18 protein-coding genes are annotated in these 25,967 nt (G+C 67.6%); 9 read left to right on the top strand and 9 right to left on the bottom strand.

Features of this window, described 5'->3' with window-relative positions; genetic code table 11:
* Positions 1 to 60: 60 nt before the first annotated feature.
* The 7 genes from ACZ5LB_RS16655 to ACZ5LB_RS16625 all read right to left on the bottom strand — a co-directional run bounded on the left by ACZ5LB_RS16655 (position 61) and on the right by ACZ5LB_RS16625 (position 8,842).
* Positions 61 to 765 carry a mechanosensitive ion channel family protein gene (locus tag ACZ5LB_RS16655; protein WP_464603326.1) on the bottom strand — a complete coding sequence of 235 codons (705 nt, stop codon included), beginning with the start codon at positions 763 to 765 and terminating at the stop codon, positions 61 to 63.
* On the bottom strand, positions 762 to 2,042 hold the full coding sequence (locus ACZ5LB_RS16650; protein WP_464603325.1) for a glycosyltransferase family protein: 1,281 nt from the start codon (positions 2,040 to 2,042) through the stop codon (positions 762 to 764). The genes ACZ5LB_RS16655 and ACZ5LB_RS16650 overlap by 4 nt, the downstream gene beginning before the upstream one ends.
* Entirely contained in the window at positions 2,032 to 2,874 is an 843-nt protein-coding gene (locus ACZ5LB_RS16645; RefSeq protein WP_464603324.1) for an HAD-IIB family hydrolase, read from the bottom strand. Before ACZ5LB_RS16645 ends, ACZ5LB_RS16650 begins: the two co-directional genes overlap by 11 nt.
* A gap of 4 nt (positions 2,875 to 2,878) precedes the next feature.
* Positions 2,879 to 4,093, bottom strand: a complete 1,215-nt coding sequence (locus ACZ5LB_RS16640; protein ID WP_464603323.1) for a glycosyltransferase family protein — start codon at positions 4,091 to 4,093, stop codon at positions 2,879 to 2,881.
* Positions 4,094 to 4,108: 15 nt separating this feature from the next.
* Positions 4,109 to 6,277 (bottom strand): HAD-IIB family hydrolase, encoded by a 2,169-nt coding sequence (locus ACZ5LB_RS16635; RefSeq protein WP_464603322.1) that lies wholly within the window; start codon positions 6,275 to 6,277, stop codon positions 4,109 to 4,111.
* The gene (locus ACZ5LB_RS16630) at positions 6,274 to 7,035 is read right to left on the bottom strand and encodes an HAD family hydrolase (RefSeq protein ID WP_464603321.1); all 762 of its coding nucleotides are present in this window, start codon (positions 7,033 to 7,035) and stop codon (positions 6,274 to 6,276) included. The genes ACZ5LB_RS16635 and ACZ5LB_RS16630 overlap by 4 nt, the downstream gene beginning before the upstream one ends.
* A 346-nt stretch (positions 7,036 to 7,381) precedes the next feature.
* Complete coding sequence (locus tag ACZ5LB_RS16625; RefSeq protein WP_464603320.1) at positions 7,382 to 8,842, bottom strand: glycoside hydrolase family protein; 1,461 nt, start codon at positions 8,840 to 8,842, stop codon at positions 7,382 to 7,384.
* A gap of 222 nt (positions 8,843 to 9,064) precedes the next feature.
* On the opposite strand from ACZ5LB_RS16625, the gene ACZ5LB_RS16620 reads away from it, so the two are divergent.
* Positions 9,065 to 10,807, top strand: a complete 1,743-nt coding sequence (locus ACZ5LB_RS16620) for a chloride channel protein (protein ID WP_464603319.1) — start codon at positions 9,065 to 9,067, stop codon at positions 10,805 to 10,807.
* A gap of 12 nt (positions 10,808 to 10,819) precedes the next feature.
* Here the strand turns inward: ACZ5LB_RS16620 and ACZ5LB_RS16615 are convergent, their stop codons facing one another.
* Both ACZ5LB_RS16615 and ACZ5LB_RS16610 read right to left on the bottom strand, forming a co-directional pair.
* A complete protein-coding gene (locus tag ACZ5LB_RS16615) occupies positions 10,820 to 11,257 on the bottom strand; it encodes a MarR family winged helix-turn-helix transcriptional regulator (protein ID WP_464603318.1) in 438 nt (145 codons plus the stop codon).
* Positions 11,258 to 11,392: 135 nt separating this feature from the next.
* Positions 11,393 to 11,869, bottom strand: coding sequence for a MarR family winged helix-turn-helix transcriptional regulator (locus ACZ5LB_RS16610; protein ID WP_464603317.1), 477 nt, complete (start codon positions 11,867 to 11,869; stop codon positions 11,393 to 11,395).
* 369 nt (positions 11,870 to 12,238) lie between these two features.
* Here ACZ5LB_RS16610 and ACZ5LB_RS16605 point away from each other — a divergent pair, with 369 nt between their 5' ends.
* From ACZ5LB_RS16605 to ACZ5LB_RS16570, 8 genes are all read left to right on the top strand, one after another.
* Complete coding sequence (locus ACZ5LB_RS16605; protein ID WP_464603316.1) at positions 12,239 to 13,249, top strand: chloride channel protein; 1,011 nt, start codon at positions 12,239 to 12,241, stop codon at positions 13,247 to 13,249.
* A 16-nt stretch (positions 13,250 to 13,265) separates the two neighbouring features.
* The gene (locus tag ACZ5LB_RS16600) at positions 13,266 to 14,591 is read left to right on the top strand and encodes a hypothetical protein (RefSeq protein ID WP_464603315.1); all 1,326 of its coding nucleotides are present in this window, start codon (positions 13,266 to 13,268) and stop codon (positions 14,589 to 14,591) included.
* Positions 14,592 to 14,847: 256 nt separating this feature from the next.
* A complete protein-coding gene (locus tag ACZ5LB_RS16595; protein ID WP_464603314.1) occupies positions 14,848 to 18,048 on the top strand; it encodes a serine/threonine-protein kinase in 3,201 nt (1,066 codons plus the stop codon).
* Positions 18,035 to 19,504, top strand: coding sequence for an aminotransferase-like domain-containing protein (locus ACZ5LB_RS16590; protein WP_464603313.1), 1,470 nt, complete (start codon positions 18,035 to 18,037; stop codon positions 19,502 to 19,504). The genes ACZ5LB_RS16595 and ACZ5LB_RS16590 overlap by 14 nt, the downstream gene beginning before the upstream one ends.
* Before the next feature lie 165 nt (positions 19,505 to 19,669).
* The gene (locus ACZ5LB_RS16585) at positions 19,670 to 22,648 is read left to right on the top strand and encodes an outer membrane beta-barrel protein (RefSeq protein WP_464603312.1); all 2,979 of its coding nucleotides are present in this window, start codon (positions 19,670 to 19,672) and stop codon (positions 22,646 to 22,648) included.
* A 33-nt stretch (positions 22,649 to 22,681) separates the two neighbouring features.
* The gene (locus ACZ5LB_RS16580; RefSeq protein ID WP_464603311.1) at positions 22,682 to 23,695 is read left to right on the top strand and encodes a TlpA family protein disulfide reductase; all 1,014 of its coding nucleotides are present in this window, start codon (positions 22,682 to 22,684) and stop codon (positions 23,693 to 23,695) included.
* 256 nt (positions 23,696 to 23,951) lie between these two features.
* Positions 23,952 to 24,338 carry a BlaI/MecI/CopY family transcriptional regulator gene (locus ACZ5LB_RS16575; RefSeq protein ID WP_464603310.1) on the top strand — a complete coding sequence of 129 codons (387 nt, stop codon included), beginning with the start codon at positions 23,952 to 23,954 and terminating at the stop codon, positions 24,336 to 24,338.
* Entirely contained in the window at positions 24,338 to 25,921 is a 1,584-nt protein-coding gene (locus ACZ5LB_RS16570) for a M56 family metallopeptidase (protein WP_464603309.1), read from the top strand. The genes ACZ5LB_RS16575 and ACZ5LB_RS16570 overlap by 1 nt, the downstream gene beginning before the upstream one ends.
* Positions 25,922 to 25,967 lie beyond the last annotated feature (46 nt).

The following is a 25,967-nucleotide window of genomic DNA, read 5'->3' as shown; positions in this document are numbered from 1 at the left end:
GCGGTTTTTCAAGATCGGAGGTTCCCCGCCAACCCCACCCGAACGGGTCCGCACGTCCCGCTAGACGTGACGCATGCCGTCGGATCCTTCGCCCTGGGGCTCGGGTCCCCTGCGGGAAAGGAAATCCCGGGCGAGGTCCCGCCCACCGAGCCCGAAGGCGATCGCCAACGCGAGCATCGGCGCCCCGAAAGCGATGCCGAAGGCCAGGGACGCGGTGGAGGCGGCGATGCCGACCTGCTCCAGGGCCATGGTCAGGGAGAGCAGGTTCACCAGCATCCGGACCATCCCCCCGAGCAGGCCCGGGTGGGGCAGGTCCTCGTTCACCGCGAGCAGGAGGGCGGCACGGGCCAGGAAGTTGGCCGACAGGAACCCGATGGCCAGGATGACCAAGGCCACGAAGAACCCGGGCAGGAAAAGGAAGAAGGCCGCCACCATCCGGTCGAGCACAGGCATCTCCATCGCACTTGCGGCCAGGATTCCCCCGGACAGGAAAACGACCCAGAATGCGAAGCGGGCCAGGAGTTCCGCCGGCGACCGCACCAGCCCCGCCCGGCGAAGGGGAAGGCCCAGGCCCGAGCGCTCGAAGCGCTGATCGAAATGGACCAGCCTCAGGCTCCGGAGCAGGACCCTTCGCACGACCACCGCGAAGGCCCACCCCACCAGGATCAAGGTCAGCGCCGCAAGGAAACGGGGAAGCGCGTGCTGCACCTTTTCGTGGAACGCGAACCACACGCGGGACAAGGTTTCAATTAGGATTCGATTCATGGGAGCCTCCTGATTTCGTTCCAGGCCTGGATCAGGTCCGGCTTGAGGGCCTCGAAGACCTGGCAGAGGCCCTCCTCGATCTCCTCCACCCCCTCCGCGCCGGTGTCCCGGGTCTCGAGCACGAAGGAGGCGACCCGGCCCAGATAAAGCGGCGTGAGGGCCTGCAGCAGGTGCTCCCGGTCCATGCCGCCCGCATGGAACCGGAGGGCGAAGGTGTGGATGAGCCGGACCCATAGTTCGGCCGGGAGGTTGAACCCGGCCGCGTCCTCCGCCGCCAGGCGCCTGAGCTGCCCGTTGTCCTCCGGACTCAGGATGAGTCGCCAGATGCCGTCCAGTTCCCGGACGCCCTTGCGGAACAGGTGGAGCATGCGGTCGGCGTTCGCCTGCACCGGCTCCAGGCCCACAGCGTGCTCCAGTCCGAACAGCGGCACCGGCCGGGAACCCTGGATGCCCTGCCAGGTGGCGGCGTGGGTCTCCATGAGTCCGAAGACCGACCCCACCACCTGATGGAGCATGTGGGACAGATCCACGGCGGGGTCCTTGGCATCGTGGATCTTCGCGCCGAGGAAGGCCTGGCAGACCCTGAAGCCGCCGGTGATGGCCGTGGTGGTCATCCAGGCGTCGATGCCGAACCTCGCCACGTCGGATTCCCACACGTCCTGGGCCAGGTACTGGCGGGCCAGCCGCCCCGAGAATCCGAAATCGCCCCCGATGGGCTGGCGCACCCGGAGCCCATACAGGGACCGCGTCAAGGGATAGACGATGCTGTTGGTGATGGTGCCGTCGTACTTGTGGCGAAGGTAGAGCGGGGCCACGAAATCGAACCCTCCCCGGAGCACGGGGGCCAGCAGGAGATCCATCCAGGAAGGCTGGATGCTGCGCAGATCCGCGTCCACAACGGCGCAGGCTTTGGCATCCAGCGCGTCGGCCACCGCGAATACCGTTCTCAGGGCGCTCCCTTTGCCGGGAAGGCCATGGTAGGGCGTGACGATCCGGTGGACCGGGTGGATGGGGAAGGGGGCCAGGAGAAGCGGGTAGTCCTCAAGGGGCGCGCCCTGGACGGCCTCCTGGGTTCCGTCCGTCGAGCCTCCGTCCGAGTTGAGGATCACCGCGCGCACGCCCGGGAAGAATTTGGCGAGGCCCGCCTGGACGGCCCGGACCACGTGCGGAATCGTCCGGGCGTTGTTGAAGCTGGGGATCCCCACCACCAGATCCGCGGGACCGTTGGCGTCCAGCTGGTCCCGGAGCCCCCGGGGGAGGAGGGTTTCACTGTCCATGGCCGCGGCCCCGGGCGATCAGATCCATCACGGCGGCACTCCATCCCGCGGGCCCCACTCCAGGTGCGCGCTGCACGCCGGGGACCGCCTCGACGACCCGCGGATCGTGGGCCCCTCCGGGCCGGCGCACCACCACGGGCCGGGTGACCGCGCCCAGCATCAGGATATCGTTCGGGCTGTCGCCGATCCCCACCGTGAAGAGGTCCATCCTGCTCCGGGACAGGAGTGCCTGGACCCGGCGGACGGCCCGGCCCTTGTCGCTGCCCCCGGCCACGTGCAGGAAACGCCCGCCGCGGACCACCGTAAGGCCATGCAGGCCCGCAAGCAGCTCCAGCTGGGCCAGATCGCCGGGTCCGCCCGGGACGAGCCGGATGGGTTCATCGAACTCCCGCAACGCCGCCCACCTGGCCTCCTCCAGGGGAAGCCCGCATTCATCGGCGATTTCGGAAGCATCCATCTGGGCGAAACCGCGGACCTCCACCTTCAGGCCCTTCCGGATGCTCTCCAGCCGGTCCAGCACGATCGGCCGGGGAGTGCCCAGCCGGATGCTGAGCCAAGCCCCACGAGCCGTCACGGTCTCGTTGCCCGGATCGAGCTGGCCCGGCCGGAAGTAGATGGCGCCCCCATTCTCCACGATGAACGGGTCCGCCACCCCGAGGGCGGCCTGGATCGCCAGCGTCTCCGGAAACGTCTTGCTGGTGCAGAAAATGATGGGGATCCCGCGCTTCTGGAGCTCCCGGACGGCCCCCAGAGCGGGTTCGAAGGCATAGGCCTCCTCCTCCAGGAGCGTCCCGTCCAGGTCCGTGAAGAGAAGGTCCATGGGTGGCCGCATGGCTTCAGGCCCTCCCGTTGTCCAGGTCCACCTGGGCCTGGATCTCCTCCAGGAAACCCGGCAGGGCCGCGGTGATCCGGTTCCAGTTGGGCAGGAGCGGCTGGCCCAGGGGATCGGAGAGGTAGCTTTCCGAGGCCATGCGGATGGCCTTGGCGAAGCATTCCACGGTCACCTCCTCCTGGTGGCGGTCGAAGACGAGGCCGTCGATGAGCGCGTCCGCCTGATACCGGGTGATGGTGTCCTCCGCGGTACGCACGTAGGTGGACTGGAGGGCCCGGAACAAGCCGGAATCCAACCTCGTCCCCTCGGCGGAAAGGATGCGGAACAGCGTCTTGCAGATGTCCACCGCCATCTTCATGAGCCCCCTGGCGGGATCATCCGGGGAAAGGCCCTGGTGCTTGTGCTCGTAGGTGTCGCACAGCTCGGACTGGCAAACGCGCTTGACCGAGCAGTTGCGGAAGACTTCGCCCAGGACCCCCACTTCCAGGCCCCAGTCGGAAGGAATGCGGTTGACCCGGGCCAGGTCCGCCTTCATGCAGAACTCGCCGGCCAGCGGATACCGGAAACTGTCCAGGAAGGCGAGGAACGGCACGGGCCCCAGAATGAGTTGAAGTGAACGGACCAGCGGCGTCACCAGCAGCCGCGTGACCCGCCCGTGCATGCGGTCGGTGACCCGCGCGTAGAACCCTTTGCAGAATTCGAAGCTGATGTTGGGGTTGACCACGGGATAGCAGAGCCGGGCCAGGAATTCCCGATTGAAGGTCAGGACATCGCAATCGTGCAGGACGATGACATCGGCCTTCTGGCTCACGAGCACATAGCCGAAGGCCAGCCAGCAGGAGCGCCCCTTGCCGTCCGCCCCCACGGGCAGGTTGTTGGCGATCAGGCGCTCGTACATGGCCTGGATGCGTGGCCCATCGTTCCAGACGAAGGTCACCTCCTGGGGAAGCCGGGACGCCATCTCCCGCGCCTTCGCGAACTGCCCCCCGTCCGCACCGCTGATGGTGAAAACGACCTGGGCCAGGTAGGGGACCGACTCCAGCTCCTTGAGAATCCGCGGCAGGGCCGGGCCCTCGAATTCCCGCCAGAGGGCGGGCAGGACCAGGGCGATGGGACGGTTCCGGGAATAGGTCGCGAGTTCGCGCTCGAGGCGGTCATGGCCCGAATCCACCAGCCGGTGGAGGGTGGCGACGACGCCGGTCTGGAAGAAGTCCGACATGATCTGCTCCTCAAGCTATACCGGGCCTTCCGGCAGGCATGCTTCCGAAGGAAAGATGCCGTAGTGCACGAGGCCTTCCATCACCCCGGCGGCGAAACCGGCCTGCGAGAAGTGGATGCCGCTCCGCCCCGCAAGGTGGTCCAACTCGGGGCTGTGGTTGGCCACGACAATGGCGAGGGGCTCCCCGGTCAGCATGTCCAGATCGTTGCCGGAGTCCCCTGCCACCACGAACTGACTGAGGGGCATGCTCCATTTGAAAGCCAGGTACCTCAAGGCCTGCCCCTTGGAGGCCCGGCTGGGCAGCACGTCCAGGAAGCGGGCCTGCGAATAGACCAGCCTGGCCCGCAGCCCCTCAGCCGTCAGGGCCTCGCGGATCCTGGCAAGGTCAGGAATCCTTCCGGGGCTGACGTGATAGCTGACCTTGTAGGGCCCGAGCTTGCGCTGGGCCTGGAGCCGGAGCCCGGGAAGGGCCCCCAGGACCCGGGCCACCTCCTCCCTTCTCCAGCCGCTCCGGATATGGCTCTCCCACCCCAGATCCTGCCGCCATTCGGGCCCGTAGTGGATTTCCGTTCCCACGCTGGAGACCAGGACGTCGGGCGCGTCGATGCCCCAGTCCCTCAGGACCCACAGGGCGCTGTCCAGGCGCCGGCCCGTGACGACCCCGAACGCCAACCGGTGCCGGTTGTTCCGGATCCAGCCGCACAGGGGTTCGATGGAGGCCCGGTCGCCGATCAGGGTTCGGTCGAGGTCCACCATCAGGGCCCATTCCGCGCGCAGGAAGGGGGAGGAGCCTCCGGGCTGCGCCATGGAAAGCTCCCGCCGGTGCCCCTTGAGGTTCCGCTTCAACACCCTTTTCACGGCCTTGAGGTACCGGTCCGCATGGGCCTCCCAGGTGTAGTGGGTGCGCACGCCCCGGAGACCGTTGCGGGCCCACGTCTCCCAGCGCCGCGGATCGGAAAGGGCGTCCTTGAGCGCGCCGGCCATCGCCGGGGCCTGGAGGACGTCCACCAGGAGTCCGTTCCGGCAGTTGGCGACGATGTCCCGGGGGCCGCCGTACCCGGTCACCACCAGGGGCAGGCCCGACGCCGCCGCCTCGATGAGGGTCAGCCCGAAGGTTTCCGACAGGGCGGGGTTGGCGCACAAGCCCTTCCGTCTCGCCGCCAGGCGGTAGTAGTCCGGAATGTCCCCGGGGCCATGGGCCTTGGGAATGGCCACGTGCCCATAAAGGTCATACACGTCGATGGCGTGGAGGAGTTCCTCCCAGGTGGACCGGCAGGCCTCTTCCAGATCCCTGTAATCCCCCCGGTTTCCCGCCACCAGCACGAGGTTGGCCCGCTCCCGGAGTTCGGGGTCCTCCCCGAACGCCTTGACCAGGCCCAGGAGGTTCTTGCGGGGGACGGGCCTGCCGATGCAGAGGACCATGGGCTTGGCCGGCTTGCGCAGGAAGCGGTCCACGGAAGCCGCCACGTGCTCCAGCGGCGTCCTGGGGCCCGGGGGCGAAAAGCGGGAGGTGTCCGTCCCGGGAGGCAGGACGATCGATCTCCGCGCATCGAAGCTCGTGTAGGCCCCGTACTGTTCCGTGAGTTCCTGGCCGGTGCTGGCGATGACCAGGGAAGCGTGGGCCAGGACCTCCTCCTCCGCCTGGATCCGGCGGGAGAAGTGGAACGTCCGCTCCAGGGAAGCCTCCCGGCCCCCCGCGGCCAGGAGGCTTGCCTTCTTGCAGCGCCCCAGGGAGTGCCCCGAATGGACGAAGGGGATGCCCAGGAGGCTGGAGAGCCTCATGGCGACGTAACCGGCATCGCCATAGTGGCTGTGGATGAGGTCGGGCAGCCTCGGCAGGGTTCGCGCCAGGGCGAAGTAGCCGTCCACGAGATCGTCCAGGTGGTCCCAGAGCAGTTCCTTGCGGATGTAGCGGGCGGGACCGAACGGGATTCGGAGGATCCGGGCATGGGGCCCCAGGGCCTCCTCGGGCTGGGCATAGTCCCTCGAAAGGTCGGGAGCCTCCACGAGCCGGGTCAGCAGGTCCACCTGGGCCACTTCGGGATGCGCGGCCAGCGCCCTGGCCAGCTCAAGAACATAGAGCACCTGTCCACCGGTGTCGGGATCCCGGCCCAGTTCGGGGGCGGTTCCCCGGATGAGGCCGTGGACGCTCACCAGGAGGAGGTGGAGGCCCTCGGCCTTCAAGGCGTCCTCCCCTGGCATACCAGGGACTGGAGGGCCTCCAGGATTCCCTTGGGACCCGGGTGCCGGGTCCGGTGGACGCGCTCCCAGGGCAGAGCCTTTGTTCTTCTGTCCAAATGGCTGTCCGCCATCAGGACGGGAAGGTCCGCCATGGCCAGAAGTGCGACATCGTTCTCCGAGTCTCCGCAAGCCATGACCGGGGGGGGTGAGTCGAAGCGTCGCTGCAGGAAACCCGCGGCCGTGCCCTTGTTGATGCCTACGGGCAGCACGTCGAGGCAGCGTCCGGTGGCGAGCACATCTGCGATCATGCCGATGCGGCCCAGGGCCTCCCGCAGTTCCTTTTCGGCCCTCGGAACATCCCGCCAGGACTCCACCTCCAGGGCCAGACGCCGGACCGCGAAGGAGCCCGGCTGTGGACGCACCCCCGCCGGAAGCCAGTTCGGACCGGCTTCCAGCAGAGGCCTCACGTCCCACCTCCCGTCCACCCAGGCGGCATATTCGCCGTCCTCCACCCAGCCTCCCCCCAGCCGGGCATGGAAGACGGACGTACCCACATCCACGATGAAGTGCCGGGGCCAGACCCGGAGAAGATCCCCGAACGTCCGCAGGGCCGAGCGCAGGGAGCGGCCGGTGGCGAAGGTCAACCTGAGGTCCGGGCGGGAGGTGAGGTAGGTCTCGAGCTTGCGCAGGGCTCCCCGGTGATGATCCCGGGGAATCCAGGTGCCATCGAGATCCGAGATCAGGTGGAGGGTGGTTTCCATGGCCGGTTCCGGCATCACGGCTGGGTGCGCCGCCTCCGCTGGAGAATCCGGCGAAAGGCGTTTCGAAGGTGTTCAGAATCAAGGTTCCCCGTTTCACGGGGAGCCGTGGCGACTCCCCCCGAGGGGCCCCAGGCATTCCGTTTCACGGCGCGGTGAAGGCAGGATTTCAAGGTCCCTCCATTCGGGGATTGTCGTCCCCGGAATGGAAGGCGGCCCGACCTTCGCTGAACCCTGCGATCCGTGGACCGCACCCTTTGGTTTCGTGCGTGCTTCCCAATTAGTTTGGATTGCAAATCAAATCCCGTCAAGCCGAACAAGCTGCCGGCAATCGGTCCGGAGGGTCCCGTCACGTTCCAAGCCCTGGATTCCCAGGTGGCTCCAACGCGAACAGGGTTGTGGACGACAGTTCGATTTCCGCGCTCTCCACAAAGATGCCCAGATTCCGCCCGTTGAACTGGGCATCCACCAGAGTCAGGCGAACGACGCCGTCGATGGAGAGCTCCAGGTAGCTTCCCCAGCGGATCAGACTGAAGGCGCAACCCCCATCCTGGGAGGGCGGGAAGGTCCCCAGCTGGAGGTCCTCGTAGATGTAGTTCCGGAAGACCCGTTCGGGCTTGCTTCCCCAGGCCCGGATCTGGACGACCCCGCGAACCGAATCGAGAGAGATGAAATAGCCGCCAAGATGCTCATCCAGGCCCAGGACCAGGCCGCACTGCCCCTGCCGGTGGACCCGGAGCCTTCCGCACCAGAGAAAGGCACCGTCATCCTCGGGTATGGTGAAAATCTCATAACCATTGACGCTGGAAAAGGTCACGCCCCGGGAACCCGCCTCGCAGGAGGCCTTGGGGTTGGCCAGATGGGCCCGGAATGCCTCCGGGGCCACGGACCGGGTCCCCCGCTTCTTCTCCTCCCAGCGGTGATAGCTGACCAGTTCCAGGCCGCCGTGAACGCTCCGGCGCAATTCCTTGGGAGGGGGGATCGAACGCACCCCGCTCTCCACGTCCAGCCCGTCGATGAAGACGTTGAAAACCAGCGTGTGCGGCCCGTCCTTCATGATCCTCGCGGCATAGTTGCCTCGGGGCAGAAGCACGTTGTGGCGGAAGGACTGGTAGTCGCCCTGGAAGGAGGTGCTCCACCAGTAGTGGACTTCCACGTCCTCGCGCACGGATCCGACCAGGTAGAACCAGTCGTCCAGCTTGACCAGGCAGGGGCACTCGATGTCGTCGTACATCCGGGGAAAGAACAACGGTTCCACCAGCGCATAGCCCTCCGGCATCCGGTGCACCAGCCCGACGCAGCCCCTCCGGCTTCCGATCCCATGGGCCACGCGCGCGCAGATCAGAAGCCATTCCTGATCCCCGTCCCGGAAGAGGAACGGGTCGCGGAAGGAGATCCAGCCGCGATCCCCCTGCCCCGCCGATTCGTAGATCAGGCCCTGGGGCGCCAGGGGCAGGCCCTGGTCGTTGTCCTCCTTCCAGTGCAGGAGGTCCCGGGATACGGCCCGGCCGATCCGCTGGATGTGGCCGTTCTCCGCCCGGTGGAGGCCGGTGAAGAACATCTCGTACACCTTCCGCCGGGGATTGCGGGAGACATGCATGGTCCAGAGCATGTCGTCGTCCCAGGTTCCGGGTTCGCCCGTGAAGAGCGCGTTCCGGATCCGGGACCAGTTCATGCCGTCCCCGGAGACGGCATGGGCGATGTAGTCGTGGTTGGGCAGGACCAGGTGGAACAGGTGGTAGAGGTTCCCACGACGGATGACGTCGATGTCGCCCACTTCCCATTCCCTGAACCCGCGCGAACTGTACACGAATGCGTCCCATCCGGAGAACAAGCCCATTGATGCCCAGGCGGGGAAATTCGGAACCACCTACCCGGTGCTCAACCTGATTTTTATTATTTGATTTGCAAATCAAATTTGTCAAACATTCTTTCAGGGGTTCACTTCGGGGGAATTGCCAGTGCACACCTTGACCCTCCTCGCCACGGACGTTTCAGGAAGGCTCCAATCGCCGGAAAGCGAGGCCCAGTAATGGGAAAGTCCGCCGCAACCGATTTCCGGAACCTGTGGCGAGTCCCCATGAAGCAGTGGGCGACCCTTCTCCAGGACCGGGAGGATCAGGTCTTCCTCTTCCTGACGCTGGTCATTGGCGCCCTGATCGGCCTTACCGTGGTCGCCTTCATACTGTCGACCGAAAGGTTCGGTCTCCGACTCTACCCGCATGGGGGCTCCCCCTGGAGGCGCCTCCTGATCCCCGTCGCGGGGTCCCTGTCCATGGGGTATCTCCTGTCCCGCCACTTTCCCCATGCCCGGGGCAGCGGAGTGCCCCAGACCAAGGCTGCCCTCTTTGTGCGGGAAGGCCACATTTCCCTGCGCACGGTCCTGGGGAAGTTCTTCTGCACCTGCGTGACCCTCGCCAGCGGGATTCCGCTTGGCAGGGAAGGGCCCTCGGTCCAGGTGGGCTCCGGGATCGCGTCCATTCTCGGGCGCCACCTGGGCCTGAAACCCGACAAGGTCCGGGCCCTCATTCCTGTGGGCGCCGCCGCGGCCATCGCGGCAGCCTTCAATACGCCGCTCGCGGCGGTCTTGTTCGCCCTGGAAGAAGTGATGAGCGACCTCCACGCCCCTGTTCTTGGGTCCGTCGTCCTCGCCTCGGCGACCTCCTGGATGGTCATGCGGCTTTTCCTGGGGAATTCCCCCCTCTTCGAGGTTCCCCAGTACCAGTTGGTCCATCCGCTCGAGTTGAGCCTGTACGCCCTCCTCGGCGTGGTGGGAGGCCTGGTTTCAGTCGCCTTCACCCGGAGTCTGCTCTGGATGCGCCAGCGCTTCATGGGCTTCCCGTCCTGGACGGCCTGGTTCCAACCGGTGGCCGGTGGACTTGCCGTCGGGCTCATGGGCTGGTTCGTCCCGGAAGTCCTGGGCGTCGGTTATGGGTATGTGGGCGATGCGCTCAACGGCAGGATGGGGCTCGGTCTCATGGCCCTCCTGGTCTTCCTGAAGCTCCTGGCCGTGACCTCGAGTTATGCGTCGGGGAACGCGGGAGGGCTGTTCGGGCCGAGCCTGTTCATCGGCGCGATGGTGGGTGGATCCGTTGGGTGGGTGGCCCACCACTTCCTCCCCCTCCATACGGCGAATGCCGGAGCCTACGCCCTCGTGGGCATGGGCACCGTGTTCGCCGGCATCGTCCGGGCCCCAATGACGTCCGTCCTGATGATCTTCGAGACGACACGGGATTATGCGGTCATCGTCCCCCTGATGATTTCCAACCTTGTGAGTTTCTTCATTTCCTCGCGGCTTCAGAAGCTCCCGGTCTACGGAGCCCTCGCGCGTCAGGATGGTATCCACCTGCCCAGCACGGAAGGCCGCCAGGAGCATGACCGGGTCAAGGTGCACTCCGCCATGAAACCCGCGACCGAGGTTCTTCCTTCCACGATGACCATGGCCGAGGCCCTCGAAACGACCGCGGCGAGCCGGCTCCAGGCCTGGCCCGTCGTGGATCCCCGAGGTGTCATCGGCGTCGTAAGCATGGCCATGCTCGAAGGCGGTGCGGGAGGCAATGCCCGCGCCCCGAAGCTCGGGGACCTCTTTGACGGGCGCACCTTCCCGCATGTGCATCCGGACCATTCGCTGACGTGGGCCCTCGAGCGGATGGGCCTTGCCAAGCTTGATCTCCTCCCGGTTGTCGGCCGGGAGAACATGAACCGACTGGAAGGCGTCATCACCCTGAAGGACGTGATGGACAGCTATGGCATCCCGGCCGGTGGGAACCGCTGACGGATCCCCCGGTCATTCGCTGGCGAAGAAGAATGGGACTTCCAGGTGCTCAGCCTCCAGGACTTCCACCAGCGTGTTCAGGGACTGGTTGAGGCCCTCCACCTTCTCCCGGCCGAGGACCTCCAGGCCCGCGAGAAGGTGGCCCTGCGCAGGATGGGGAGCGGCCGCCAGGATCCTCCCCCCCGCCGGGGTGAGCTTCACGGAAATCCGCCGGCGGTCGTGGGTGTCGGGGCTGCGAAGCACCAGGCCCTTCCCAACCAGCCGGTCCACGACCCCTACCACCGTGCTGGAATCCAGTTTCATCTTTCCCGCCAGATCCTTGAGGGCGCAGGGACCCAGGCGCCCGAGTTCCCAGAGGGCCCACAACTGCGGTCCCGTGAGTCCGAAACGCTTTTCCACCCCCACCGAGTAATCCTCAAGAACCCGGAAGATCCTCCTGAGATCTTGCATGCACTCCTGGATGAGTTCCTGCTGGCTTCGCGTCGGGTGGATCCTGGCCATGGCATTTAATTTGGGTTGCAAGACAAATTCTGTCAATCCAACTTCCCCCCGTCACCGTTCGGAAGCCGCAGGGGAGCGCCGCTTCTATTCCTTGGCGAAAAAGAAGGGCGCCTCCAGGTTCTCCGCTTCAAGGACGCCCACGAGCATGTTCAGGGAGCCGTTGAGATTTTCGACCGTCTTGCGGTCCATCTTCTCGAGCCCCACGAGGAGGTGCCCCTGCGCCGGATGGGGGGCGGCGGCAAGCACCTTCTGCCCTCTGGCGGTGGGAGTGAGGGAAATCCGCCGGCGGTCCGCGGGATCGGGATTGCGGACCACAAGTCCCTTGTGGACCAGCCGGTCCACGACGCCCACCACGGTGCTGGGATCCAGCTTCATCTTCCCGGCGAGATCCTTGAGGGCGCAGGGCCCGAGCCTTCCCAGCTCCCAGAGCGCCCAGAGCTGGGGACCCGTGAGGCCGAAGTGCCGCTCCACGCCTTCAGAGTACATTTCCAGGACCTTGACGATCCGCCGCAGGTTCTGCATGCAATCCTGGATGAGATGGGCTTTGGTGACGACAGGCATTTCGTTCCCAATGCATATTGTTTGCGTTGCAAACACAATTTTCGAGCGCTAGCCTAAAGATCGGAACTGCATTCATTCATGTCTATCACACAACAACCCGGATTGACGCCCCTTCCCCTAAGAAGGTTTCTGCCGAATCGTACAAGCAGGCTTCGCATGCTGGCCCATACCCGGCATATTGTCCTGGTAACCCTCCCCTTGGGTGCGGTGACCGGGTTCCTCGTGGCTCTGGCGCTCAGGGGCCTCGGTTCCTTCGAACCGATGGTCGTCCGGGTTGGCGGGAAAACCGGCCTTACGATCCTCCTCCCGGCCATCGGCCTGTTCCTCACGACCCTTTGGCTGACCGTCACGGGAATCGGAGAGGTTTCCTTGTTCAAGGATCTCGACCTTGCCAAGAAGGATCCCTACAAGGTCTTCCCCCTGGCGGCCACCTTCGGGAAGGTCGTGGCCTGCGCCCTGACCATCGGGTTCGGCGGAAGCGCCGGCATCGAAGGACCCGGGAAATGGTTCGGCGCGGCCCTGGGCCTCCAGTACCACAAGTTCCTGCGGAGGGCAGCGACCCGGCTGAAGCATTTCAGGCACCTGGTCCGCCCGGCCCGGGTCATGGTGCGCAGCGGCGCTTCCGCGGCCCTGGCCGCCGTGTTCCGGGCACCCATCTCCGGCGCGCTCATGGCAGCCGAACACAACGGGAGGCTGGATTCGGCCGCCCTCATTCCCTGTCTGGTGGCAGCCGCTTCGGGCTACGTCGCCTTTTCGGGCCTGATGGGTCACAGCCCCCTCCTGCCCCTTCCCAAGATCTACCCCTACGCCCTGAGGACCCGCGAAATCTTCTGGGCGCTCCTACTGGGCATGGCGTGCGGGGTTTCGGCGTCGACCTACCTGTGGCTCAAGGCCCGATTCCAGCTTCTGCTGGGCGATATGCCCCTGCTCTGGAGAGGCCTCGCGGCTGGCGTGGGATTGAGCCTCCTGGCCCTGCCGAGCCACTTCCTGTTCAAGGACCTGGCCGTCACCCAGGGAGGAGGCCTGGAACTGGTTCAGCACCTCGTGCAGGGGGATTCCCTCCCAAGGGATGCCGCGCTCTTCCTCGGTTTGAAACTGATGGCCACCGCCCTGACCTTCGCGGGCGGCGGAATCGGGGGCCTCTGGCTTCCATCCCTGGCCATGGGCGCCGCGGTGGGCGCCGGTTTCGACGGCCTGCTTGGAATCGGGCAGACAGGCTATCTGACCATGGTCGGCGCCTCCGCCCTGGCGGGCGCCACCCATGGCACCCTGCTGGTGCCTGTCGTGTTCCTGGCGGAAACCACAGGCCAAGCCTCCCTGGTCGTGCCCGCCCTCATCGGCACGACCGTTTCCTACCTGATGGTACGGGAAGCTTCCTGATGGGAACCGGAACGCCATGAGGATCCGGCCGTGGGGAGCGATCGTCACGCTGGCCCTGGCCACGGCGGGCCTGGGGGCCCCCGCCGGGGAAAAGGGACCGGACGGGATCGGTCTCTCCGCGCTTCCAAGCCTGGTCTTCCTCCCGCTTTCCCTGGAGGGTGCCAACCCGCCGACCTGGGCCAAAGACTTTGAAACGACTTTGATCCAGGATCTGGCCCATTCCCGGGCTTTCCGTTTGCTCGGTCCGGCGAAGGCAGGGAAGGGACCCGAGGGCTCCCTGTTCAGGCATTGGAGGGCGTCCGGGGCGGACCTGCTCCTGCGCGCTGTGCCCCGCCCCACGACCCGCGGCAGGCTGATGCTCGAAGGTGAATGCATCTCCCTGGGCGCGCAGTCGGTCCTGATGAGCAAGGTCTTCGTGGGCGAACTCAAGGCCGTGCATCGAATGGCTCACCGCCTGGCGGACTTCCTGGTGGGCAAGGCCACGGGCATCCCCGGCTGCGCGGATTCGACCTTCGTCTTCGCGCGCCAGACTGCCCCCGGAATCCAGGAAATCTTCGGACAGGACCGGGACGGGCGAAACCTCCGCCAGCTTTCGGCCTTCGGAAGTCTCTCCACCCATCCGGCCCTTTCCCGCGATGGCAAGCTGGCCCTGGTGACCTACAAGGGAGGCCCGCCCGAGATCTGGGGCCAGGCCCAGGTCATGGGCCCGATCAAACGCCTGCATCCCCGCGGCCATGGCACCGGCGCCGGCATTTCCGATCTGGCCTGGGCCCCCGACGGCAAACGGCTTGCCTTCGTGCAGGAGGACCGGAAGGGCGCTTCGGCGATCCTCCTGCTGGATCCCGGGTCCCAGAAGACCACCCCCACCGCGGCCGGGGGCCAGATCAACCGGGGACCTTCCTGGAGTCCGGACGGCACCCGGATCGCCTTCATTTCGGACCGAACGGGTACGCCCCAGGTCTTCGTCATGGGCAGCGACGGCACCCAGGTGCGCCAGGTCACCACCGACCCTTCTCCCAAGCTCTGCGTGGCCTGGTCCCCGGTGGAAGACCGCCTCGCCTGCATCGACCGGGCCGAGGGCCGGTACAACCTGTGCACCCTGACCCCGGACGGAACCACCATGAAGAAGGTCCAGCTCGGCGCCAGTCCCGTCGAAGCCATCGCCTGGGCCCCCGATGGGCGCTGGCTGGTCATGGGCTTGGGCCTCGGCCAGGAGACCCGGTTCCGGATCGTGGACCCGGACGGTTCGGCCCAGGACCTTCCGGGTGGCCTCGCCGGCGGCCACTACCCCCAGTGGGTTAGGAATCGCGCAACCGCCGGTTTCCTTCCCAAGGCGGACTGAGTCTCCGCCGCACGGACACCAACTCCTCCCCAGCCTGAGGAGCTTTGCAGCACTTATCCAGGGGTCCCACCCAAAGTGGCTATCGCAAAGGTGTTGGCAGAACTGGAAAATCGAAAATCCCCGGAAACCTTTATGGGGCCGGGGAGTTCTCGTCTCAGTCGTTTGAACTTCGGTAAAGACGACAAATACCAATATTTAAATCAAAAGTCATAACAAGCAGGGGTAGGTATAGTGATCTATACCCATCCGCCCCCCCATGCCAAGCATCCTCCCGAACCCTCGCACTGGCGGACCGCCCCTTCCGGCGGATGAGCCGAGTTCTGGGCAGGACAGCCTTTGGCACGAGCGCCTGGCCTCCCTGGCGCAAACCGGGCACCTGAACGCCTTATCCTCCGGCGCGGCCTCGGCCTGGGACGCCCTGGACGCCCAGGCCGGGTCCTGGGTGGACCCCGTCGTCCAGGTCCCCGCCCCGGTGAAGGACCTGCCGGGGTTGGGGGACCGCTACCAGGACCTGGCCTGGGTCGGCGAGGGCGCCACAGCCCGGGTGTACAGGGCCCTGGACACCCTCCTCCAGCGCCAGGTCGCGCTCAAGGTCCTCAAGGGCGATCCCGGCCCGGCCCTGGCCGAGGCTCGGGCCCAGGCGAAGGTGGAGCATCCGAACGTCTGCCGGGTCTACGAGGTGGGCCGCGGCCACATCGTCCTCCAGTTCGTTGAGGGGCCCACTCTGGCCCATTTGGCACCCGGGCTCTCCCTGCCCGCGAAGGTGCGCCTGCTCCGGGACGTGGCCTTCGGGGTCCACGCCGCCCATCTCCAAGGTCTCGTGCACCTGGACCTAAAGCTCAACAACGTGCTGATGCAGCGCGGAGGCCCGGAGGCGTGGACGCCCCTGGTGAGCGATTTCGGCATGGTGCTGGCCCACCCCCACCAGCCCGGCCCCTGTCCCATGGGGACCCCGCCCTACACGAGCCCCGAGCAGTTGGCCGGCGACAGGGGGGCCATCGACGGCCGGGCCGACGTCTACGCCCTCGGCGTCATGCTCTACGTCCTCCTCTGCGGCACCGCCCCCTTCCCCGCCCAGGACCTGCACGGCCTCCTGGCGGCCATGGCCCACCGCGCTCCCGTTCCGCCCCGCACCGTGATCCCGGCCCTCCCCCGGGACCTGGAACGGGTGGTGCTCCGCTGCATGGAGAAGGCGCCGGACCGGCGGTACCCCACCGCCCAGGCCCTGGCCGAGGAACTGGACCGTTTCCTGCGCTCCGAACCCCTGGTATGCATGGGGGTGGCCCCGGCCTACCGGATGGCCCGGTTCCTGAAGCGAAACAGGAAGCTGGCCTTGTTGGCGGCGGGCGCCTTCGCGATCCTCCTGGCCAGTTCGGGCGCCCTGGCCAGCAACGTCCTTTTCCTTCGCAGACAGATGGACTGGAACCACCATTTCCAAGGCCTCGTGGAGGAGATGCGAAGCCGCCTCAGCCACGCCCAACGCCTTCCCCCGCACCCCATCGAACCCGAGCTCCTGAGTCTGGAGGCCCAGGTCCGTGCCCTCAAGGAGGAGCTCCCGGGCATGGACCGCGCCGCCCACGGTCCGGGCGAGCTGGCCCTGGGCGAGGCTCTGCTGCTGCTGGACCCGGACTCCCCCGAGGCCCTGGACCACTTCCAGCGGGCCTGGGACCTGGGCTTCCGCACGGGCGCGGCCCGGGCCTGGCTGCTGCTCACCCGGGTCAGGGACCTGGAGCAGGCCCATGCGCGGGCCCTCGGTGACCCGCGTTCGGCCAACGCCCAGGCCGCCATCGCCCAGGCCCGGGCGGCCCTGCTGGCCACCACAGAGGACGACGGGGAGTCCCGTCCCGGCCCGTACCAGGCCCGGGCAAAGCACATCCTGCGCCTGGCCGAGCTGGAAAGCCGGCAGGTCCCGGACCATGACGCCCTCATCCAGGAGGCGCGCGCCTACCGGGAACGCTTCCCGGACGATGTGACGGCCCTGCTGGAACTGTCGCGGCTTCTGCGCTGGAAGGCTTACTCGATCTGGCAGAAGGCCCTCACGGCCTCGCGAACCTGGCCGCCTCCCGGCCTGGAAGCCACGGCCCCGCTCATGGAGGAGGCCGGACAGCTCCTGGATGAAGCCCTCCGCATCGCCCCGAGCCACCCGGAGGTCTATGCGGAGCGGGTGCAGTTCGCCCTGGCCCGGGACCACCAGCCTCTCCGGACCACCCCCCCCACTCCACGCCTGGCGGAGGAGATCGAGACCACCCTCGCCCAGGGCCGGGCCGTGGCCCCGCACGATCCCGCCCTGCTCTGGGCCTACATCGAATTCGCCGGCACCCTGGGCCTGGAGGGGTGCCTCGCCCGCAACCAGGCGCCGGAACCCGTGGCGGAGGAGTTGCTGGCCCTCCTGGATCAGGGGCGGGCCCGGGGCGACGGCTGGGCGATGGGCTTGGCCTTGAAAGGGCTGTTCTCGTACGCCCGGACCTGCGCCCGGCATGGCCTCCCGGCCTCCCGCGCCCTTCTGGAGGCCATCCGCCGGGTTCAGGATCCTCCCCCCTTTAGGACCGGGGCAGATAACCTGCGCTATCACCAGAAGAACCTGGCCGCCGACCTGGGTGAATTCCTACTGACGAGCGGCCAGGATCCCACCCCCGCCCTGGCCTGGATCGCCCACGACTCCGACCCTGAGATCGTGCGGTTGTCCCGGCTGGCCCGGACCAACCTCGTGGCAGCGCGGTTCGCTCTGGCCCGGGGCGGGGATCCGGGGCCCAGTCTTGAGCACCTGGAAGGGGCCCTGGCGTCCCTGAAGCCCCTGCCTCCGGGCCTGCGCGGGCTGGAGTTCGAGGGCCAGGCCCTGCGGGCCGCCGCCCGGAACCATCCCGAGGCCTGGCGCGCCCTCCGGGCCACCCTCGAGGCCCAGGCGCCGTCCCTGGTCCAGGATCCCTCCGCCGACCTGGGCGCGCTCCTGCAAACCCAGTTGGCCGTGGCCCGCCATCTGCCGGACACCCCCCTGCAGGCCGCCCGCACCACCCTCCAGGCGATCCAGGACCGGCATGCCATGACCGCCACCCTGATCCACGAACTCAGCGCCGAGTGCCACCTCCTGGAAAGCCGGAGCCTGGCCGACCCCGGACCGGCCCTCCAATCCGCCCTCCGAGAAACCGAGCTGGCCCTGGCCTACCCCAAGGGCCCCGCGGACCCGAAGCGCTGGTTCCGCCCTCCCGCCAACATGCCAGCCCCGCCGCCGCACCAGGGAACCACCTGGGCCCTGCGGGGCGAGGCCTGCCTGGCCCTCGCCGAGGCCAGGCCCGGCTCCCGCCGGGAATGGACCGGCCAGGCCCTCCGGGCCTTCCGGCGCGCCCTGGACCATGACGCCAACCTAACCCTGCGTTTGGCCCCCCTCCAGGCCCGGGCGCAGACTTGGTCTCGGGCCTCCGGCCCGGGCCCCGCCGAGGAGGGCCATGCGCACCCGTGATCTGCTCCTGACCCTGGAGGACGCCGAGGGGCCGACCCTGGCCCTGCGCATCGTCGACGCCCTCCAGCGCGCCATCGTCGAGGGCCGCCTGGAGGCGGGCAGCGCCCTTCCCGGCTCCCGGTTGCTGGCCCAGTGCTTCAAGGCCAACCGGAACACGGTCATCCTGGCCTTGCGCGAAATGGAGGCCCAGGGCTGGTTGTTCACCGAGCCCAAGCTAGGGACCTTCGTAGCCCGGGAATTGCCCTCGGGCTACCGGACCCGGGCGGCCGCAACGCCGGAGGACGCGCCCCTGGGCTTCGATCTCCCCAGCCTCCTGAATCCGTCCTCCCTGGCCGCCACGGACGCCGTGCACCTGGCCGACGGGGTCGCGGATTCGCGCCTGGTCCCCACCGACGAACTGGCCCAGGGCTACCAGCGGGCCTTGCGCCGGCACGGGGCCCGCCTTCTGAGCGACCGTGATCCCCTGGGCACACCCTTGCTGAGGGAGTCCATCGCCGCCTGGATCACCGAGCGCCACGGGGTGCGCATGGACCCCGCCCGCATCATGATCACCCGGGGCAGCCGGGGCGCCCTGGCCCTCCTTGCCATCTCCCTTTTCAGGCCCGGCGAGGCCGTGGCGGTGGAGGACCCCGGCAATCGCGGCGCCTGGGAGATCCTGCAGCAGGGCCCCCGGCTCGAACTGCACCCCGTGCCGGTGGACGCCGAAGGCCTGGTGCCGGATGCCCTGGCCGCGCTGCTGGAGCGGCGCAAGATCCGCATGCTCTACCTGACGCCCCGCCGCCAGTTCCCCACGGGCGCGAGCCTTAGCCGGGAGCGGGGCCAGGCGATCCTGCGCCTGGCGGCCCAGCACCGGGTCCCGGTGGTGGAGGACGACTACGACGGGGAATTCAGCTACGGCCAGGACCGCCCCCAACCTCTGCTGGCCCTGGACCGTTCGGGGCAGGTGATCCACATCGCCTCCCTTTCCCGGCTCCTGGCCCCGGGCCTGCGCCTGGGCTACGTGGTCCTGCCCTCCCCCCTGGTGCCCTTCCTGGCGCGGGCCCGGACCAGCCGCGAGGAACAGGGCGACCCCGCCCTGGAATGGACCGTGGCGGACCTGATCCGGGACGGGGAACTGGGCCGGCACGTGCGCCGCAGCCGCAAGGTCTACGAGGCCCGCCGGGACCACCTGGTGAACCGCCTGCGCGAGCGGCTTGGGGACGCCCTGGAAGTGACGCCCCCCGCCGGCGGCATGGGCCTGTGGCTGAAAGTCCGGCCGCCCCTGGACGCGGCGGCCTGGGTCCGGGCGGCCCGGGCCCACGGCCTCGCCCTCAATCTCCCGGCGCACTTCTTCCTGGGCCCGCCGGAACCGGCCTTCCGCATGGGGTTCACGCAGGCCGACGAAGGCGAACTGGACCAGGCCGTGGAACGCCTCGTCCAGGCCCTGGGACACCTGCGCGCCCAGCCCGGGACCTGAAGGCCTGGATCATGCGCCAGCCCCGGAACTGGACTACCCGGAGGAAGGGGAAGGGCCTATAACTGCAGAAGGCAATCCCCCTCAACAAACGGCCACGCATCGCGGTCCTGGTCCATCCAGGCCCCCGCGTCAGCCTCACCCCCTGCAACCCCAGGAGCCAAGCCGATGTACGCCAGCGCCCGAACCACAACCCGCCTTTTCATCGCCCTGGTCTGCGGCGCCCCCCTGATGGCCCAGACCCTGGAGACGGGGGCCCTGATGGGCACCGTCCGGGATGAAACGGGCAAGCCCCTGGCCGGCGCCCAGGTGATTGCCACCTCGGGCCAGACCACCCGCACCGCCACCTCGGATACCCAGGGCCGATACCGCCTGAACCTGCTCGGCCTGGGCCGGTGGAACCTGAAAGTGGTCGCCGGAGGCCGGCAGACCGTCACGGCCCAGACCAAGCTCGGCATCAACCAGGTCGAAACCATCAACTACAAACTGCTGCCCATCGCCCGGGCCACCGTGGAGGTGGAAGCGCGAGCCGAGGCCCTAGACCACACCAGCACGCAGGTGGTTTCGTCCTTCCAATCGGAAACGCTGACCACCCTGCCCGGCGACTACGCCAGCCTGAACGCCCTGGACGCCATCGTGACCACCGTTCCCGGCGTCCAGAGCACGGGGGGCAACGCCTTCCAGTTCTTCGGCGGAACCCATGACCAGAACCTGTTCGTGGTGGACGGCAACAGCACCAACGCCACCAAGGGCAACACGGCCCAGAACCGCATGAACGGACTGCCCCCCCGTGAATTCATGGAAAGCATCGAAGTGGTGACCGGGGGCTTCGGGGCGGAATACAACGTCCTGGGGGGCGTCATCAACATGGCCACCCGCAGCGGCTCCAACACCTGGACGGGGGAGGCCTTCTGGTACACCAACTTCCCCAACGCCAGCGCCCGCAATCACACCGGCAACGGTGCCGGCCAGAGGATCGAGACCCCCCCCACCACCAACACCCGCTTCGGCGCCACGGTCGGCGGACCCCTCCTCAAGGACAGGCTGTTCTTCTTCCTGGGCCTCCAGGGGTCCAAGACCTGGGCCCCCTCCACCGGATCCTCCGGCCCCAACTGGAGCGGCTACACCTCCAGCCCCTACACCCAGAAGGGCCCCAACACCCTCTCCGCCAAGGTCAACTGGATCGTCAACCCCGACCACGAATTGATCCTGGCCACCACCAACGTCCGCATGGACTACGATTTCGGCAACGCCTACCCGTCGGACGCCTCGATGTCCACCGGCCCCGGCAATTCCGGTAGCCATGGCTACACCTCGAACCAGACCACCAACCTCACCTGGAACTGGACCCTCAATTCCCGGATGTACCTGGTCACGAGCGTGGGCAACCGCACCGATCCCACCCACCGGTTCACCAACGCGCCGATGGTGGACGGAGCCATCGAGGGGTTCATGGACTACAGGTACTTCCTGGAGGGCCCCGGAGCCGCAGCCCCCAACAAGCCGCAAGGCTATGAGAACTATGGCTATATCGGCGGGAACATCGGCTACGCCAACTCCCAGTCCAACCCCAACCGCCAGTTCCGCATGGACTTCACCTGGACTCCGGCCAACCACACCATCAAGGCCGGCTACAGCCTGCAGAACAGCCGCTACGACAACACGGCCTCCCGGGTCAAGGGATGGGCCATCTTCTCCCCCTATATCAACTACGGCTACACGGGCGACCCCGCTGATCTGGAACTCTACACGTCCGAGGGGGATGCGGTTTCCCAGAAGGGCACCTACGCGGGGTACTACGTGAAGGACCTGTGGGAGGTGGCGCCCGGCCTGCGGGTGGACCTGGGCCTTCGCTTCGACAGCATCCGGTTCGTGGGCAACAACCCGCCCATCGCCGGCCAGCAGCTTCTCAACTTCAGCCGCCTGGGCCGACAGATCCAGCCGAGGGTGGGCATCGCATGGGACGTGAACCGGGACGGCCGGACCAAGCTCTACGCCAACTACGGGCGCTTCTTTCAGACCATGCCCCTCAGTTCGTTCGCCTGGGCCAGCGCCACGGCCATCACCTGTGAGTATTGGCGGGCCGACCAGTGGACCTACAACCGCAACTACACCGGCGACCAGGCCCCCTTCGCCCTGGGCATCGACCCCGCCACCGGCAAGGCCTATGAGCCCTATGCCGTTTACAATATCGGCAGCTTGACCACCAACCCCCCCATGGCCAACGATCTCCGCTTGCCCCACAAGGACATGGTCCTGGTGGGCATCGACCGGGCCCTCCCCGGGGGCTGGACGGTGGGCGCCAGCTGGCGCTGGTGGACCCTCAAGGACCCTATCGTCACCAGCATGTTCACCAACCCCGACGGCACCAGCGCCTTCCCCGAACAGGGGGCCGCCGGGGTGGTGTGGAACCCCGGCCCGGGCCCCGTCAACTTCACCACCGGCGATGGCCAGACCCGGACCTGGGACAGCAAGTTCCCGGATCCCAAGGAGGTCTTCATCGCCCTCAACCTGAACGCGCAGGTCACGGGCCGCCTGGGATACCTCAGCGCCAACTACACGTGGACCCACCACTATGGGAACTATCGCGGCCTGAACATGGCGATGACGACCCAGCTGGCTAGCCAGGGCACCTGGGGAGGCAACGCCAACGCCACCTCGGACTGGTACTACTACCAGACCATCAACAGCGGCAACAACGAGGCCAACCCCGTCCACGAACTCAAGCTCAACGGCGCGCTCAAGGTTCCCCTTGGCCCCCACAAGCTGGAGATCGGCGCCGCTTTCGGCTGGCAATCGGGCTATGGTCTGACGTCCCTCGTGCCCATCGTGAACAAGCTTCCCGGGGCCTATACCAATGGCTCAACCGTCACCTCCAGCAACCTCATCATGAGCAACTACGGTCAGACCCCCAGCATGATGAACCTGGACCTGAACCTGACCATGACCATGGCCGTCGGCCCCTTGCAGGTGACCCCGTCCCTGGCCATCACCAACCTCTTCAATAAGCGGGCGGTGACCACCTACCACATGACGAAGGAATATCCCAGCTACGGCAACACACCCGTCCCCGACCCCTACTTCGGTAGGCCCCTCGCCTGGCAGCAGGGCCGGACCCTCACCGGCGGCGTCTCCGTCAAGTTCTGATCCCCCGTCAATGAACCCCGAACAGGAGCCGCCATGGTCCCTTACATCCTCATGCCCGCCCTGGCCGTCCCGGCCCCGGTGGACTACCCCGCCCTTCGGCGCATGGCCGAGGAAGCCATCGCCGCCGTCCAGTCCGATCTGGAGGCCAGACGCAAGGCCGGCGAGCCCCGCGAGCAGCTGCGCCCCGACCTGGACAAGGCCTTGGTTCACCTACGGCACCTTAAGGCGAGCGCCCAAGGGGAGCTCAAGGAAGCCTGCCTGGTAGCCGAATTGCAGGTGGTGACCCGTTACCTTTGGAAGTCGGACCTGGCCGATCAGATCTTCCAGGCCGTCCCCCCGGAGTCCCCAGCCTGGCAGGCCGCCAATGCCGAAATGCTCATGAACCTCGCCCCCCTGCTGGGAAGCCAATCGAGCGCCTTCATCCAGCGCATGGAGGCGAAGGGCCTGCCCTCCCTCCGCCCCGCCGTGCTGGCCGGCATGGTCCTATTCCACCTGGAGGAGGGCCGCCCGGCGGAGGCGGAGAACCTCCTGGCCCGGCTGAAGGCTGCCTGGCCCAAGGATCCCTCCGTCCTCCAGGCCGCGGAATTCCTGGAGGCCGACCGGGCCACCGCCGTCGGCGCCCAGGCCCCGGATTTCAGCCTGGCGAGCCTGGATCAACCGGATCGGAACTTCACCAAGGCCGCCTTCAAGGGCCGGTACCTGATGCTGGAATTCTGGGCCACCTGGTGCGGGCCTTGCATGAAGGAGCTCCCCGCCACCCACAAGGCCTATGCCAGATTCCACGGGAAGGGGCTGGAGATCCTATCCCTGTCCATGGACCGGTCCCCCGCAGACGTCACCAAGCAGAGAAATCGCCCGGAAACCCCAATGCCCTGGAACCACGCTTTCGTGGGCACGGGAGGCTCTCAGCCTCCTGTCGTGCGGGCCTACCGGGCCGATGCGATCCCCGCCTTGTTCCTGATCGGTCCCGACGGACGGATCGCCGCCAGGGGCGAAGAGCTCCGCGGCCCCATGCTAGAGAAAACGCTGAGCCGCCTCCTGGAATAGCGGGTACGGGGGTGTTGGGGATGATGAGTGGCCGCTTTGTCATCCGTCGGAAGCCTCCGCTCTTCAGATCCAGGTTCCGGGAACAGATTTGGCTGTCCCGACTTAAGTTCCAACTGGTTTGAGCAAGTCTGCAGGTGGTCTGAGACTTGTCCATTTGGTTTGAGACCCGACAGACAAGAAGACCCTCTTCAAATTTCCCCTTGCCACCTACGAAAAAGAACGTACACATATCTTCGTAGACCAAGGAGCCCCCTCCATGAACCATCCCCTGCCCCGGCCCACGGACGGTGAACTGGCCATTCTCCGGGTGCTCTGGGATCGCGGGCCGTCGACGGTCCGGCAGATCCACGAGGTGCTGGCGGGGGGGAAGGATCTGGGGTACACCTCGGTGCTGAAGCTTCTCCAGGTCATGACGGAGAAGCACCTGGTCACCCGGGACGAGCGCGAGCGGTCCCATGTGTATGCGGCGGCCCAGAGCGCGGAACGCACCCGGGAGCACCTGGTGGGCGATCTGCTGGACCGGGCCTTCGAGGGCTCCGCTGCGAAGCTGGTCATCCAGGCCCTTTCCTCCCGGAAGACGTCCCGGGCGGAACTGGACGAGATCCGCGCGCTCCTGGACGCGGCTGAACGGAGGCAACCCTGATGCTTACGGCCTCTCCCCTCTTCCAGGCCCTGGGGTGGACGCTCGTCCATTCCCTGTGGCAGGGCGCGGCCCTGGGCCTCCTGGCCTGGGCGGGATCCCGGTTGTTGCGGAGCCGGACGCCGGGATCCCGGTATCTCCTGTCCTGCGCGGCGCTGGCGGCCTTGCCGCTGGCGGCGGCGGTCACCTTCGCGCTCTGCTGGCCGGCGCCCCTTCAGCAGGGGTTGGCGCCGGCGGCCGAAGGGCTCCAGCCCGGGGGCTGGCGCGGTGCGCTGGGACCCCACCTGCCCCAGGCCTGCGCCTTCTGGATGGCGGGGGTCTCGGTCATGGGCCTGCGGCTCCTGGGGGGCTGGTACTGGATCCAGCGCCTGCGGCGGGTGGGCGCGGAACCCGCGCCCGACGTGTGGATCGACCGGGCCCGGAGCCTGGCGGGGCGCATGGGGATCACCTTCCCCGTGGGCCTGCTGCGCTCCTGGACCGTGGACGCGCCCATGGTCATCGGCTGGATCCGGCCGGTGATCCTGGTGCCGGCCGCGGCGCTGGCGGGCCTGGACGCCGCGGCCCTCGAGGCCGTCCTCGCCCACGAGCTGGCCCACGTGCGGCGCCACGACTACCTGGTCAACCTCCTGCAGTCGATGGTGGAGGCGCTCTTCTTCTACCATCCCGCGGCCTGGTGGATCTCCCGCCAGATCCGCACCGAACGCGAGCACTGCTGCGACGACGCCGCGGTGGAGCTCTGCGGCGACCCGATCCTCTACGCCCGCGCCCTGGAGCGCCTGGAGGACCTGCGCCATTCCCTCGAACCCAATCCCGGCCTCGCCCTGGCGGCCAACGGAGGAATTCTCATGAACCGCATCAAACGCCTCATCCTGCCCAACCTGCCGCCCTCTCCCCTCGGCCGCGCGGGCCTTCTGTCCGTGCTGGCCGTCACCGCCCTGGGCGCCGCCTCCGGCCTGGGCCTCCACCAGGAGGCCGCGCCCAAGGCCCCCGAGGCTGCGCCGAAGGTGGAGAAGCACACCCTTCGCATCGAGAAGAAGATCGAGCTGGACGCCAAGACCAAGGCCTTCGAAGCCAAGGCCGAAGCCTTCGCCAAGAAGTTCCAGAGTACCCGCAAGGCCGCCAAGGCCGATCCCGAGCTGGACCACCTCCAGAAGGAGATGCAGGAAAAGGCGAAGGAACTTGCCGAAGAGGCCCGCAAGGTGGCGCTCCTCGGGGTCCGCCTGCCCCGCCTCAGGGTGATGGAAGGCGAGGCCATCGATCTGGGCGACCTGGAAACGCTGCGGGAGATGGACGGCGGCCCCGGCGAGCGCCACATCGTCATCCGCAAACGCCCCGGCGGCGATGAGAAGCCCGGCGAAGGCCGCGTCATCACCATGCGCGTGGGACCCCGCAGCGCCGAGGTGGCGGAACTCAAGGCCGAGCTGGCCCGCCTCAAGGCCCGCCTCGACCGCCTGGACCGCCTGGACCTGGGTGGTCCCGCGGCCCCGACTGCGCCGACTGCCCCGACTGCCCCGACTGCACCGACTGCGCCGACTGCGCCCACCGCGCCGCCGGCGCCTCCCGCACCGCCCGCGCCGAACAACTGAGGAGCGCGCACCCGCAACGGCCCGGGGGTCATGCGCCCCCGGGCCG

It is taken from the genome of Mesoterricola sp. MK458, assembly GCF_055384935.1.
This window is presented reverse-complemented; position numbering and strand designations above follow the sequence as displayed.

Bases quoted from the DNA above. Each gene is read 5' to 3' on its own strand.
- ACZ5LB_RS16655 (WP_464603326.1), bottom strand. From the start codon at position 765: ATGAATCGAATCCTAATTGAAACCTTGTCCCGCGTGTGGTTCGCGTTC.
- ACZ5LB_RS16650 (WP_464603325.1), bottom strand. From the start codon at position 2,042: ATGGACAGTGAAACCCTCCTCCCCCGGGGGCTCCGGGACCAGCTGGAC.
- ACZ5LB_RS16645 (WP_464603324.1), bottom strand. From the start codon at position 2,874: ATGCGGCCACCCATGGACCTTCTCTTCACGGACCTGGACGGGACGCTC.
- ACZ5LB_RS16640 (WP_464603323.1), bottom strand. From the start codon at position 4,093: ATGTCGGACTTCTTCCAGACCGGCGTCGTCGCCACCCTCCACCGGCTG.
- ACZ5LB_RS16630 (WP_464603321.1), bottom strand. From the start codon at position 7,035: ATGGAAACCACCCTCCACCTGATCTCGGATCTCGATGGCACCTGGATT.
- ACZ5LB_RS16620 (WP_464603319.1), top strand. From the start codon at position 9,065: ATGGGAAAGTCCGCCGCAACCGATTTCCGGAACCTGTGGCGAGTCCCC.
- ACZ5LB_RS16615 (WP_464603318.1), bottom strand. From the start codon at position 11,257: ATGCAAGATCTCAGGAGGATCTTCCGGGTTCTTGAGGATTACTCGGTG.
- ACZ5LB_RS16610 (WP_464603317.1), bottom strand. From the start codon at position 11,869: ATGCCTGTCGTCACCAAAGCCCATCTCATCCAGGATTGCATGCAGAAC.
- ACZ5LB_RS16600 (WP_464603315.1), top strand. From the start codon at position 13,266: ATGAGGATCCGGCCGTGGGGAGCGATCGTCACGCTGGCCCTGGCCACG.
- ACZ5LB_RS16595 (WP_464603314.1), top strand. From the start codon at position 14,848: ATGCCAAGCATCCTCCCGAACCCTCGCACTGGCGGACCGCCCCTTCCG.
- ACZ5LB_RS16590 (WP_464603313.1), top strand. From the start codon at position 18,035: ATGCGCACCCGTGATCTGCTCCTGACCCTGGAGGACGCCGAGGGGCCG.
- ACZ5LB_RS16585 (WP_464603312.1), top strand. From the start codon at position 19,670: ATGTACGCCAGCGCCCGAACCACAACCCGCCTTTTCATCGCCCTGGTC.
- ACZ5LB_RS16580 (WP_464603311.1), top strand. From the start codon at position 22,682: ATGGTCCCTTACATCCTCATGCCCGCCCTGGCCGTCCCGGCCCCGGTG.
- ACZ5LB_RS16575 (WP_464603310.1), top strand. From the start codon at position 23,952: ATGAACCATCCCCTGCCCCGGCCCACGGACGGTGAACTGGCCATTCTC.
- ACZ5LB_RS16570 (WP_464603309.1), top strand. From the start codon at position 24,338: ATGCTTACGGCCTCTCCCCTCTTCCAGGCCCTGGGGTGGACGCTCGTC.